A 14,209-nucleotide genomic window follows, 5' to 3' on the forward strand; every position below is an offset into this window, starting at 1 on the left:
CCAAGCCGTGTGGAAGCCGCTTCAAGTCACCAACGATGTCGAGGTTTGTCGAATAGTCGTAGCCACTATCTTCAATTAGAATTCTCGGCGGATCGGACGCACATGGACGCTGACGTTAGGAGACGGCAAAAACAACTTGATGGCTATGTTCGATCGTCGCGGACAGTGACGTTCGTCAGTCAAAGCATCCGCATGCCTGGGCAGTTCGGCAATGCTTGCTCGGCGGGGAGCCCAAGGCGCCTAAGACAGTTCCGGGAGCATCTCCAGCATCGACCGGTGGCCTCTGTATTCGGCAACAGAGCTGCAAATTTACCCATTCCGAGACGCGTCAGGCAGGGAAGCTCTTGTCGACAAGGCACTCTCCAACTGCACTTCAGATCGAGAGGGCATGGAAGTCTTTCACGAATATTTGAGTGCCTGAATCATTCTAGAGTATCAGCTTGAGCTGCTGACGCGTTGACTTCCCTGCCCGTATCATCACTGTTCAAATTTGCTCAAGAAAACCTGGATCGATGGCAACATCATGCTCGATCGTCGCCAGATCCAAGTCTCAACAGGGAGGATCTGCTTGCGGAGCATGAGCGCGAACACGTGGATCGCCAGCCGGTCTGGGTGTCACTCCAACACTTCCACCAATCTGCCGGAAGTATCTGGCTGATGGCGCGGTTGCTGATCCTTGAGGATGAGCGTGTCATGGCGCGGCACATACAGGCGGCCCTTGAGCGGGCACAGTACGCAGTGGACGTCGTCGACACCATCGCCGGCGCCACGCACGCGCTTGGCGCCGTCAGCTACGATCTTCTGGCGCTCGACAGGCAGGTCCCCGACGGCGACGGTGCGCAACTGCTCGATTTCATGCGGCAGGCAAGGCTGTCGATCCCGGTGATTTTCCTCTCCGCCCACGCCGCCGCCGCCGATCGTGTCGAGGCACTCAACCGCGGGGCGGACGACTATCTCTGCAAGCCCTTCGAAACCGTCGAACTCGTCGCCCGCGTCGCGGCGTTGCTGCGCCGCCCGCGCCAAGTATCGGTTTCCACCGTAGCGGCCGGAAACATCGTGCTGGACAAGGCGACGCATTCGGCAATGGTCGCCGGAAAGCCGCTGATGATAGCGCGCCGCGAAAGCATGCTTCTGGAGCAACTGGTCTTCCGCTCAGGCAAGGTTGTCACCCGCGAGGTCCTGGACGCCAAGCTGTTCGGCTTTGGAGACGCGGCCTCGCCCAACGCGATCGAAGCCAGTGTCTATCGGCTGCGCAATGCCTTGGGCGAATTGGGGGCGGACCAGCGGATCCATACTGTTCGCGGCATCGGATACTGCCTTGCGCCTTAGCGAGCGCCTGTTCGGCTCGATCGGCATCCGCCTGAGCATCCAACTCTCGGCGCTGTTCATACTGTTCGCGGCGTCGTGCGCCGCCTTGATCGGCTATCAATTGTCCAACATTGACGAGACGGCAAGATCGCTGCGGCTGCAGCGTCAGGCGCGCGAAATCAATCAGGTCCTGCACATATCTGACGGGGCCGTTCCGACCGTGGATCTCCCTGCCGAGCGCAGGGCTCGTTATCAGGAAGAGGCCGCGACTTTCTTCTACGCGCTTCGTGACCGTGCCGGTAAACTGGTCGTCACGTCATCGGAACCCCTGCGGGACAGGTTCGGCGCTCCCTTTTTCCGTGACATGGCGCGCGGCGAAACCGACACCGAAGCCAAGGACGGTCCCGACAATGCCTTCTATTTCCTGGCCGGGCCGGTCGACGCACATGGGGACTTGTTCCTGATCGTCGGGCAGCACGTTTCGGCGACGGATGTGCTGCTGCGCGACGTCGAATGGCGGCTCTTGTCCGGCACAGCCCTTGCCGCCATTCCGCTCTGCCTCATCGTCTTCGCCGCAAGCCTGACGATCGTCCGCTTCGGCTTCGCGCCGTTGCGCAGGCTGTCGCGGGAAACTGACAGGATCGGGCCTGGTGACCCTGCCGTGCGTATCGCCGAGGCAGATCTGCCGGTTGAATTGCGCGGTCTGGCGGAGGCAGCCAACGCCGCGGCGGGCCGGCTGCAACAGGCCATCACCAGCCAGCGCCGCTTCACGGCCGACGCGGCACATCAGATGCTGACGCCGCTGGCGCTGCTGTCGGCCAGGATCGAGCAAAACATGGCGCCGCAACCGGTTTCTGATCTGCGCGCCGACATCGTGCGTATGCAGAACCTCGTGCGGCAATTGCTCAACCTGTCCCGACTTGCTTCCGTGCAGCAGCCACACAGGAGAGTGGATCTCAGAACAATTGCCAAGGAGGTCGTCACGACCATGGCGCCGCTTGCCATCGCTGAGGGCAGAAGCCTATCCTACGAGATGGCTGAAGCACCTTGCCTGACGACGGGCGACGCCTCGGCAATTGCCGAGGCGCTGTCCAATGTCATTCGCAACGGGCTGCGGCACACGCCGCCCGACACCTGCGTCGAGATCATCGTGGAGCGGCCGGCAAGCATCCTGGTCGCTGACCGGGGAGACGGCATCGCCGAGGCGCATCGCGACCGCGTGCTGGAACCGTTCTTCACCACGCAGGCGGACAAGGGGGGCTCGGGTCTCGGCCTCGCCATCGTTGACGAGATCATGCGCCAGCATGGCGGCGCGGTGGCGGTGGAAAATCGTCCCGGGGGAGGAGCGTTGTTCTGTCTTAGGTTCAAAGGTGCGTAGAATTCTGCCCGACGAAGCAGGATTGATCGTACTGCATTTGGATCAGTATTTCGAAATCAAGCACAGAAAAAATGCCTATAGACCAGAGTTCGTCAGGTTGTCGTCAGGTTGGCGGCGTAGGCTGATTGGTGGATTGAGCGATCTGAGGCGAGGTTCTGATGGGCGGCCCGGCCGTAGGAAGTAGGCGCGGGCATTTCGCCCACAGTCAGAATCACCTGGGCACCGGATCTATATGCACTGTCATCATAATTCCATGTAATTTTTGTCACCACGGTTAGTGGATCGTAATAATGATTGTTATGACAAAGTACAAGATGGCGATACTGGCCGTTTCTTGCGTCGGAATGTCAATTTTCATTCCTTCGTCACGCTCTGTCGCGGGCGAGCTTATTGTCACCGAGCAACCGACATGTGGAACGCTCGGGGATGAGCGACAGGAATGGGAAAATGACGCTGCCTTAGGCAAGACGGCGGCACTGAACAATCTCGGGTTTCTGTACGTACTGGGCTGCGGCGTGAAGCCCGACGCCCAGCGCGCAAAGGAGTACTTTGAGCAGGCGGCCGACAAGGGCGACGCGCAAGCAGAGCACAATCTAGGATACCTTTATGACAGGGGCGGCGCCGGCGTGGCTCAGAACAGTACTCTCGCCTTTGCCTGGTATAGCAAGGCGGCGGCAAAGGGATTTGCTCAATCGGAATTGAGCCTAGCCACAATGTATCAGATCGGCCAGGGAGTGCCAAAGGATCCAGTAAGGGCCGCTGAGTTCCTCCGCCAAGCGGCGGACCAGGGGCTTGCCCTTGCCCAATATCAGCTTGGTGCAGCCTATGATGACGGCGAAGGCGTTGGCCAAGACTATGCGCAAGCGATGATGTGGTATCAGAAGGCGGCAGCCCAGAACGATCCCACGGCGCTGGCAGCAATTGGCTATTTGTATGAATATGCCCAGGGTGTCCCGCAGGACTTCACCGCTGCCATGCGCTGGTATCGGGCTGCCGCCGCGCTAGGCAGCGCTATCGGGGAGAACTATCTAGGCGGACTTTATGAGAGCGGTAAAGGCGTCGCGCCCGATGCCGCGCAGGCTGCCATTTGGTTCGCAAAGGCCGCGGCGCAAGGACTACCCGCGGCCAATGCCAATCTTGGTGCCCTCTACGCAACTGGCCGGGGAGTGCAGCAAGACTATCGGCGCGCTACGGAATTACTTTCGGTCGCGGCTCAAGGCGGGAATGCTAAGGGTGAGTATAATCTCGGAGTAGCCTATTTAACCGGCAAAGGTGTTGGACAAGACTATGCCCTTGCTCGCCGCTGGCTCGAAAAATCGTCGGAGCAAAACAATCCTAGAGCACAATACGATCTGGCTATTATATACTTAAATGGTATGGGTGTCGAAAAAAATATTAAAAAATCAATAGCCCTTTTCGAGCAAAGTGCCAAAAACGGCGATGCTGAAGCTCAAAACGAGATGGGAGTAATATTTGAATATGGTATTGGTGTAAAAAAAGATCGATCGATTGCCATCGAGTTCTACAAAAAATCTGCAGATTCCGGAAATATAAAAGCAAAAGATGCTCTTAAGCGCCTTCTGTAAGAGATTTTTATTTCAAGAAATTATCGAATCTCTCAGAAAAACACGGCAATGGAGGAAATTATGGGGTCCAGGTTTGGCGTGGGAGTGGCTGTAAGTGCTACAATGGGAGGAGCCGGAGTTACGGCGCAAGTTGAAGCTTATACCGACGGCACGGTAGACTCTGAAATGGGGGGAACTGGCAGTCAGTTAGATGCGTCCGGTGCGCCCGGCCGCCCGCCTTCTCCAAGTATAGAATCCTTCGATGACAAAGTAGAAATTGGAAAAGATAGCGTCCATGCCAAGATTGGTCCGTCTCCGCTAGTAGCTACGGTTGGGCCTATCAAAGTCGAGATGAGAATTTATGACGTTGTCGAATACACTCCTGATCCTAACGCCGATCCTGATGAGACTTCTCATACCTATAGAGAGCCTGCTCCTATTGGGCCGGATGACCCGTTATACGGCACCAACTTCCAAAATCCCACCTATCCGGGAATGCCCGACTACCAAAACCCATATTCTCCCGGTTTCGACCCCCATTTAGATCAAAAGGAGCCCGACCCCCTTGGGGCCGCCAACAACGCGCCCACCGGCCCCGACGCCGGTCAAGATCATGGGGTTGGTTGGCAAAGTTATTCACCCGGCAGCCCTGACAACAACGCGGCTACCGGCGAGAACGGTGGTTATGGCTCATCTTATGGCTTCGGTGGCAACACCGGCCCTAGCCCTGACGATAATTCGAACGGTAGCGGCGAAGAGAACGGTGGCGGTTCGTCCACGGGCTCCACTCAGAACACCGAGGCTACCGGCGAGAACGGTGGCTATGGCTCGTCCTATGGCTTCGGTGGCAGCACCAATCCGGCTCCTGGCGACAACAACGGCGTCACGGGTGCTCCCGAGAACAGCGGCGAAACACAAGACGGCGAGACCACAGGCAACGACACCGGCGATACGAACGACGGCGCAGGCAGCGACGACGGTGGTGAAGCGGACGCACCGATTTTGCTTGACTTGTCCGGCAAGGGGCTTTCGGTCAATTCGCTGTCTTCGTCTTCGCAGTTCCTCGATCTGAAAGGTGACGGTTATCAGCATCGCACGGCCTGGGCGGGTGCCGGGAATGGCGTCCTGGTTCTGGATCTGTATGGCGATGGCCAGATTCATCAGCAGAACCAATTTGCCTTCACAGCATGGGATCCGTCGGCCAATGGCGATCTTCAGGCGCTGAAGGACGTTTTTGACACCAACCATGATGGCAAGCTCGACGCCGGCGATGCCGACTGGAGCGAGTTCAAGGTCGAGGTCAACGGCCAGATGGTTTCCCTGGCCTCGCTCGGTATCACCTCGATCGATCTGACGCCGACGGGCAGCGGCCAGACCTTCAACGACGGCTCGGCCATATCAGGCACGACAACCTACACAAAATCGGATGGCACAACCGGGCAGGTTGGCGATGCTGTGTTGGCGAGCGACAGCAATGGCTATCTGATCCATCAGACGCAGACGACCAATGCCGACAGTTCTGTCACGACGGATATCCTTGGCTACAACGCCGATGGTTCCGAGGCTTTCGAGAATGTGGTGACGGTCAGCGCCAACGGTCTCGGCAAGACCACCAAATACGACGACGACGGCAATGGCGTGTTCGACCGGACACAGACCGACAACACCGTGACCAATGCCGACGGCTCGTCGACCGAGACGATCACCGACTTCAACGCGGACGGCTCCAAGAGGGATGCGACAGCAGTCACGACAAGCGCGGATACAAAAACGGTGACAACCCTGGTCGACCAGAACGGCGACGGTACCTGGGACCAATCCGAGATTTTTATCACCAATGCCGACGGCTCCACCTCGACCACCACCAAGAACCTCGCGACCAACGGCTCAACCATCAACCAGATTGCCGTCGCCACCAGCACCGACGGATTGACCAAGACGACCAGCACCGACCATGTCGGGGGCGGCACGTTCGATCACATCACCACGGCTGCCACGGTTGTGAACACCGATGGCAGCCGCGTGGAAACCGTGACGGACACCGGCAAGAACGGCACGTTGCTCGACAAGACTATTACGACGACCAGTGCCGACGCCCGCAGCAAGACGGTGCAGATTGATCATGCCGGCGCAGGCACCTTCGATGAAGTGAGGTCGTCCTCCATCGTCATCAACGCCGACAATTCGGTAACGACCACCGTTCAGGACAAGAACGCCGATGGCTCAACGCGGGATTCTACCGTCACCACCATCAGCGCCGATGGTCTGCGCAAATCGGTATCGCACTATCTCGACGGCAGCGGCACCGCCCTGGATGTCTCCTCGGATGGGATTGTCGTCGGCGCCGATGGCTCGCGCACCGAAACGGTGACGGACACCAGCGGCAACGGCACGTTGCTGAGCAAGAGCGTCACCGTAACCAGCGGTGACAAGAAGACCATCACCGTCACCATCGATGCCAATGGCGATGGCGCGGCGGATCAGAGCAAGACCATCCTGGTCAATGCCGATGGCTCGACCACCACGACGCTGTCCAATTTCAGCAGCAATGGCACGCTGATCAGCCGGACGCTGGCAACGGCCGCCGCCAACGGCCTGTCGATGACGACCGAGACCGATCTCAACGGCGACGGCACCTATGACCTTACCGAGGCCGATGTCATCACCGGCAATGCGGATGGCTCGAAGACCGAGACCGTGACGGATACCAGCGCCAATGGCGCCCTGATCGGCAAGAGCATCACCAATACGACCGCTAACGGCCTGACCCAGACCAGGCAGCAGGATCTCAACGGCGACGGCACCATCGACCGGACGGTGACGGATGCCATCGTGCTCAATGCCGACGGCAGCCGCACGGAGACGCTGTCGACGACCAGCAACACCGGCGCCCTGCTTTCCAGGACGGTGACAACGGACAGCGCCGACCGCAAGACGACGACCGTGACCATCGACAGCGATGGTGACGGCCATGTCGACCAGACAAACGCCAGTGTGCTCAATGCCGACGGCTCGACCACCCAGACCGTGACGGACACCAGTGCCAGCGGCGCGCAGATAGACCAGACGGTGACGACGACCAGCGCCAACGGTCTTTCGATCTCAGTGACGCACAACATCGACGGTGCTATCGACGACACTCTTTCGGACGTGACGGTGCTGAATACCGATGGCTCGAAGACCGAGACGATCGCCGATACCAGCCGCAATGGCATTTTGCTGGACAAGCGGATCGTGACGACGAGCGGCAACGGCCTGTCGGTGACGACCCAGAACGACGCCAATGGCGATGGCGTTCTGGACAGCGAAATCACCGACGTGACGGTCCTCAATGCCGACGGCTCGAAGACCGATACGGTCTCCACCTACAACGGCGCCGGCACCACGCTGATTGGCAAGACCGTCATCACCACCAGTGGCGATGGCCTGACGCAGTCCGCGTCGCATTACCGCGATGGCAGCGGCACGGTATCCGATATTGTCCGGGATGTGGCTGCCATCGCTACGGACGGCTCGCGCGCGGAGACGGTCACCGACAACAGCAGCAATGGCACGCTGATTTCAAAGACCGTGACGACGACCAGCGCCGACAGGAAGACGGTGACGGTCAACACGGATCTCGATGGCAATGGCGTGAATGATATCTCGATCACGGCCACCACCAACGCCGATGGCTCGGCGACCTCGGTCACGTCGACCTATAGTGCGACGGGGGGCTTGATTTCGAAGTCGACCAGGACCGTCAGCGCCAATGGCCTCTCGACAACGATTGCGACCGACCTCAACGGCGATGGTGCGGTCGACCAGTCGAAGACCGACGTGACGGTGCTCAATGCCGATGGCTCAAGAACGGAGACTATCTCCGATCTCAATGCCAGCGGCGGACTCAAGGACAAGATCGTCGTTACCACCAGCGCCAATGGGTTGTCGGTGACGAGGCAGATGGACGGCACGGGCGCGGGCACCTTCAGCCGCACCAGCACCGACATCAAGACGCTGAATGCCGATGGATCGACGACCGAGGTCGTCTCCGACCTCAATGCGAACGGCACGCTGCATGACAAGACGACGACCACCACCAGCGCCAACCAGATGACCGTCACGACCACGCGCGACATTAATGGCGATGGCACGACCGACCAGACAGTGATCCGCCAGGTCAATGCCGACGGTTCGATGACGACATCCAGCATGGATGGCGCCGTGCAATCCGCTTCCGGTCGCAGCTATGGCGCCACGAACGGCCGGTACGAAACGGACAGCGCAAATGGGCTGTCGAAAGCCGTGCAATATGACGCCAATGGCAACGGCCTTGCCGAAAGCCAGACCACGGACGTCACGGTTCTCAATGCTGTTGGCTCCAACGTAGAAACGATTATGGATTCAACGCTGACCGGCGGCGTGGCCTCCTCGGCGGCTCCGGTCTATACGGTCACGACGAAGGACAAGGAAGTTATCACCACCAGCACGGATGGACTGACCGTCACCGAGCAATTCGATCTGACCGGCGCAGGAACATTTGGCGAGACCAAGGTCGACCAGAGAGTCTTGAACGCCGATGGTTCCACGACCGAAACCATTACCGAGACAAAGGCAGGCGTACAGACCGACCGCTATCTGTCAAGCACCAGCGGCAATGGCCTCAGCACCACCAGGCAGTGGTTCTTCGGCACCGCAACGACAGCAAGCGAGACCGAGACAGATATGAGAGTTGTCAATGTCGATGGCTCGAGCACGCAGACGCTGACCAATAAAAATAGCGACGGCTCGCTGTTGTCAAAGACGGTGCGCACGACCAGTGCAAATGGCATTACTGTTTCCATCCAACAAGACACGACAGGGTCGGGAAGCTTCAATCAGGGTCAGACCGACAGCACGGCGGCGCTGGCCGACGGGTCCGTAGTCCGCACAGTGAGTGACTTCAACATCGACGGCTCCCTGAGGGACAGCATCAGGACCCAAACCACAGCAGATCAACGCGTCGTCACGATCAGCCGCGATGCCGATGGCGACGGCATCGTCGATCAGACCGAAGTCAGGACAAAGGCGATCGACGGCGGCGTCACAGATGTGACCACCGCTGTTACGTCGACGGGCGCCAAGGTCGATCAGGCAATTTCCATTATCAGCTTTGACGGCCTCACCACCAATACAAGCTGGGACTTCAACGCTGACGGCATCATCGACCACACGCGGACGGACACCAAGACCTTCAACGCGGACGGTTCCTACGCTGAAACCTGGAAGGACTATCAGACCAGCACCAAGACTGCGACCGGTTGGGGCGCAGCTATTACACCGGTGTTGTTGAAAACCACGACGGGGACGGTAAGCGCCGACGGCAGGACCAGAACCACGACTGTCAAGCTCAACAACGATACCAGTGCCGACGAAACATCGACGACGATCACAGCGATAGACGGCTCGATGGTTACGACCACGACCAATGACGCCGCCGCAAAGGGCGTCGTCCCTCTTCCGGGCGAGGTACTCTGGAACTCGTCCATAGCAACCAGCAACAGGACCGTGGCGTCGAAGGTGATCACGACGGTCAGCGCCGATGGCCTGTCGAAGACGGTTCAGGCCGACTATGACGGCAACGGCACATACGAGCACACAGAGACTTGGCAAACCCAGATCGACGGCTCCCAGTTAGGCACGATCCAGGATGTAAATGCTAGCGGCGCGGTGGGGGCCAAGGCTACGGCGACAATCAGCGCCGACGGCCTGACAACAACGCTTAGCGAGATCACTCGCCCCGTGTTGTTGTTCCCGGATCATGTCGATACTGCAACGACGCATGCCGACGGCAGCATTACCGAAACGGTGACCGACTATGATATTGATCACAATCCGACGCAAATAATTGTCACCAATGTAACTCCCGATGGGCAATCGGTGTCTGTGGTCACGAAAACTGCGACTGCTTCGACCACATTAGTAACAGGCAACGGCACAAAGACGATTGAGCCGGGCACGGTCGATACGGCTACCATCACCGGCAGTTACAATATGCTGACCGTGACTTCAGGCCAGGAGACTGCGACGGTTTCCGGAACGGGGAATACCATAAATGTTAATGGAAACGCCTCTGCGAGTGTGACCGGAGGAACTGGAACAGTCGTGAATTTCAACAGCTTAGGCAATGCGATGAGCGCCACCTCCTCGACTATCAATTTGAGACATGACAGCAATGTAACGATTGCTGGCAGCGGGAACACGATCGATATGGGGGCGAATGACAATGTCGCATTGGTAGCGAATGCCAACAAAACTGGTCATTCTGACACGTTCGTATTTCAGCCGGGTTTTGGTAACTCTATAGTATCTAACTTCTACTCCAACACCACTCCCGATCAAATAGACATAAGCCATGCCGTTTTCGCGGACTGGGCTCATCTTCTGGCGGCGTCGTCCCAATCTGGTAGTGATGTGATCATCACACACGGTTTTGACAGTATCACGCTGAAGAACATGACGGTTGCGAACCTGCAAGGAGATCAGAGCCAGTTCCATTTCACCTGATGGCGGCTAGGAGGCGCTGGGCGGCTGCTGCCGCTCCAGGGCGAGATCGGTCGAAAGGTGCGCCTGGACAGGAACAAGTGGCGGTATCGAAGGCGGAAGGGCTTATGTTTGTGTTTAGGGTAGGCTGCTTGGCCTTGGCCGTCCTGGGTTGTTGGCTTGTCTGTTCAGTGGCCCGAGCGGACGATCCGGAATTCACCGAGAGCCGTGATTTCCTTCACGTCGTCATCGCAGGGAAACCCTATCGTCTCGACAGCCTCGTCGTGAAGGCGACCGGAGCAAAGGGACCACTGCCGATCGCCTTGTTTACGTCGGGCACTGGGAACTCGCTGGCGGAAGTACGTGGTGAGACCCCCGAGCATTATGCTTTGCAGGCCCGCGACTTGGCGCTGCGGGGTTGGCTGGCGGTTGTGGTTATCCGCAGGGGAATCGGCAAGTCGGATGGTTCGCTGGCGAAGGATCGCTGCGGCAAGCTCCATGTCGAAAGCGATCTGAATGGTGCGGCGGATGACTTGCAGGCTGCCATCGATGTCGTGAAGAAGCGGCCCGACGTCGATCCGTCGCGCATCATCGCCATTGGAGCTTCCACCGGGGGCGCGAGCGTTGTCGCCCTTGGCGCGCGCAATCTGCCCGGTCTGGTCGGCGTCGTCAGCTTCTCCGGGGGCATTCACTTCACATGCCAGGGTTGGGACGACAAGCTGGTCGAGGCCTACAAAAAATATGGAGCGGCCAGCCGTGTCCCCAATCTCTGGCTATATGCCAGGAACGACAGCGTTTTCGAGCCGGAACTGGCTGAGCGTTTGCAGATCGCCTTCCTGCACGGTGGCGCCGACCTGACTTTCAGGGAGCTTGCGCCCGTCGGCAGGGAAGGACATTTCCTCTTTGTCGCGGGCTCGCGGACGTGGCTCGCGGAATACGACGATTTCCTGCGGCGGCATAATCTGCCGACATGGGGTTACTCCGATGTTTCCGCACTGTTGAAGCGCCTTGGCCTTGGTGAGGACGAAGCTCCGGTTGCAGCGGACTATCTTGGCGAACCAGTCCCGAAGGCAATGGCATTCTCGCCCGGCGCCCGGCGCGTCTTCGCTGAAAGTGGCGGCCCGCACGATCTTGCCGCCAATCGCGATCTGGCGATGTTCCGATGCAAACTGGCCAATAATGACTGCCGCATCGTCATGGAAAACGACCGCTGGGTCGGGCCATTGACACAATGATGGTGCGCCAGTGTGGATAATCCCGAATTGATCTCCGCGCCGGCGCAGCCGCTCGATTCCGGCCTGCGGGCGCTATGCGGCATCGCTGCGTTCTATCGGATCGCGGCCGATCCCAGGCATCTGGCCAACGAACTCGCCTTGACCGGTCGCCTTGCCAACGAACGCGACCTCATCCGCGCTGCAGCCATGATCGACCTCAAGGCGCGCGTCGTCGGCAGGCTCACGCCCAAACGCATCGAGACACTTCCGGTGCCGGCGATCGTGCGCGTCGCCGACGGCTCCTTCCAGGTCTTCGGCGGCAAGAACCCGAGCGGCAGGTTCCGCCTGGTTGACCCCGTCACGCGCGTCGACCGGGAACTCTCTATCGAGGCGTTGCTGCAGGAGACCGGCGGTGAGATCGTGCTCGTCGGCCGGCGCCTGCGGGGGCAAGGCTCGGATCCACGCAGCTTCGGCCTTGGCTGGTTCCTGCCTTCGATCTGGCGCTACAGGAAGCCGATCGCCCATGTGCTGCTGGCATCGCTGTTTGTGCAGATCTTCGCCCTGGTCACGCCTTTGTTCTTCCAGGTCGTGGTCGACAAGGTGCTGACCCACAAGGGCTACTCCACCTTGTTCGTGCTTGTCGCCGGCATCGCCATCATCGGCCTGTTCGATGTCGTGCTGCAATATCTGCGCAGCTATGCGCTCTCGCACACCACCAACCGCATCGACGTCGAGCTCGGCCAGAAAATGTTCCAGCACTTGCTGCGCCTGCCGCTCGGCTATTTCGAGACGCGGTCCGCGGGCCAGACCGTGGCACGCGTACGCGAACTTGAGACCATCCGCAGCTTCCTGACCGGGCAAGGCCTGTTCTCGGCGATCGACCTCATCTTCACGTTCGTCTTCATCGCCGTGCTTTACGCCTATTCCTGGAAGCTGACTTTGATCGTAGTCGGCTCCATTCCGCTCTACATCCTGATCGCCTTGCTGGTGCGGCCCACCTTGCGCGCGATGGTCAAGGAAAAGTTCAACCGCGGTGCCGTCAGCCAGCAATTTCTGGTCGAGGCCATTGTCGGCATCCAGACGGTCAAGGCCGGTGCCGTCGAGCCGGTGATGCAGGCACAATGGGCCGAACGCCTGGCCGCCTATGTGCGCACCTCCTTCGACGCCACCATGCTGAGCGCCGGCGGCCAGAACGCTATCCAGTATGTCTCCAAGCTCTCTACGGCCCTGCTGCTGCTGTTCGGCGCCAAGGCGGTGATTGACGGCGACATGTCCGTTGGCGCTCTGGTCGCTTTCGACATGATCGCCAACCAGACGGTGCAGCCGGTTTTGCGGCTCTCGCAGCTCTGGCAGGATTTCCAGCAGGTGCAGATCTCCGTCGACCGGCTTGGCGACATCCTCAACACGCCCATGGAGCGGACGCCGCAGACCAGCTTGGTGCTGCCGCCTCCAAGGGGCGCCATCGACTTGCGCAACATCACCTTCCGCTACCGGCCGGGTTCTCCCGAGGTGCTGAAATCGGTCTCGCTGTCGATCCAGCCCGGCGAGGTCATCGGCATTGTCGGCGCCTCCGGCTCGGGCAAGTCGACCCTCACCAAACTGATCCAGCGTCTCTACTCCGCCGAGGAAGGCCAGGTGCTGCTGGATGGCGCCGACCTGTCCCAGGTCGACCCGGCCTGGCTGCGCAGCAATATCGGCGTGGTGCTGCAGGAAAATCTTTTGTTCAACCGCACCATTCACGACAATATCGCACTCGCCAACCCGGCGCTGCCACGGGCCAACGTCATCGCCATCGCCAGGCTTGCCGGCGCCGACGAGTTCATCGCCAGGCTGCCTGCGGGCTACGACACCATGATCGAGGAGCGCGGGGCCAATCTCTCAGGCGGCCAACGCCAACGCATCGCCATTGCGCGGGCGCTGGCCACGAACCCGCCGATCCTGATCTTCGACGAAGCCACCTCGGCGCTCGACTACGAAAGCGAGCGGGTCATCCAGACCAATATGCGTCATATCGTGCAGGGGCGCACCGTCATCATCATCGCCCACCGCCTGGCTGCCGTGCGGCCTTGCCACCGCATCGTCGGCATGGCCGACGGCCGTATCGCTGAGATCGGCAGCCATGCCGAACTGATAGCCCAGCCCAACGGCGTCTATGCGCGTCTGTGGGCGCTTCAGAATGATCAGGTGGACGCCTGAGATGAATGCCAGAACGCCGCCGCCCTCTGCTGGCCAGCCGATACCCC

General features: G+C 59.6%; 6 protein-coding genes. All 6 read left to right on the top strand.

From position 1 onward, the window contains the following. Positions 1-456: 456 nt before the first annotated feature. Complete coding sequence (locus tag FFS37_RS04240; RefSeq protein WP_137929662.1) at positions 457-1,329, top strand: response regulator; 873 nt, start codon at positions 457-459, stop codon at positions 1,327-1,329. After that, complete coding sequence (locus tag FFS37_RS04245) at positions 1,319-2,686, top strand: sensor histidine kinase (protein ID WP_171026156.1); 1,368 nt, start codon at positions 1,319-1,321, stop codon at positions 2,684-2,686. Before FFS37_RS04240 ends, FFS37_RS04245 begins: the two co-directional genes overlap by 11 nt. A gap of 290 nt (positions 2,687-2,976) precedes the next feature. Next, positions 2,977-4,272, top strand: coding sequence for a tetratricopeptide repeat protein (locus tag FFS37_RS04250; protein WP_137929664.1), 1,296 nt, complete (start codon positions 2,977-2,979; stop codon positions 4,270-4,272). A 330-nt stretch (positions 4,273-4,602) separates the two neighbouring features. After that, positions 4,603-10,776 carry a beta strand repeat-containing protein gene (locus FFS37_RS04255; protein WP_137929665.1) on the top strand — a complete coding sequence of 2,058 codons (6,174 nt, stop codon included), beginning with the start codon at positions 4,603-4,605 and terminating at the stop codon, positions 10,774-10,776. Positions 10,777-10,904: 128 nt separating this feature from the next. Beyond that, positions 10,905-11,987: a dienelactone hydrolase family protein gene (locus FFS37_RS04260; protein ID WP_171026157.1), complete on the top strand. Its 1,083-nt coding sequence runs from the start codon at positions 10,905-10,907 to the stop codon at positions 11,985-11,987. 27 nt (positions 11,988-12,014) lie between these two features. Beyond that, positions 12,015-14,162: a type I secretion system permease/ATPase gene (locus FFS37_RS04265; RefSeq protein WP_137929667.1), complete on the top strand. Its 2,148-nt coding sequence runs from the start codon at positions 12,015-12,017 to the stop codon at positions 14,160-14,162. Positions 14,163-14,209: the final 47 nt, after the last annotated feature.

The organism is Mesorhizobium comanense (assembly GCF_005503535.1).
Classification (GTDB): Bacteria; Pseudomonadota; Alphaproteobacteria; order Rhizobiales; family Rhizobiaceae; genus Mesorhizobium; species Mesorhizobium comanense.